Annotated in this window: 1 protein-coding gene; it reads left to right on the top strand. The window is 46.0% G+C overall.

The annotated features are described in order from the left end of the window. A partial coding sequence (locus X919_RS14810) for an IS256 family transposase (RefSeq protein ID WP_036917096.1) occupies nt 1-285 on the top strand: 285 nt, incomplete at both ends.

Here is a 285-nt window from a genome sequence, read left to right as displayed (position 1 = left end):
TATGCTGGCTGGATGCCATCCATTATAAGGTGAAGGATGAAACCGGACGTGCGGTCTCACGTGCCATTTATAACGTCTTAGGCATCAACAAAGAAGGACACAAGGAACTTCTTGGTATGTATGTCTCCAAGAGTGAAGGCGCTAACTTCTGGTTAAAGGTTCTAAGCGACCTTCAGAACAGAGGTGCCCAGGATATACTAATATGCTGCGTTGACGGTCTGAAAGGCTTCCCTGATGCTATACAGAGCGTATTACCCAATACAAGTGTCCAACTCTGTATTGTCC

It is taken from the genome of Prevotella sp. HJM029 (assembly GCF_000599605.1).
GTDB lineage: Bacteria > Bacteroidota > Bacteroidia > Bacteroidales > Bacteroidaceae > Prevotella.
The sequence above is the reverse complement of the archived record's forward strand: the minus strand, read 5'-3'. Positions and strand labels throughout refer to the sequence as shown.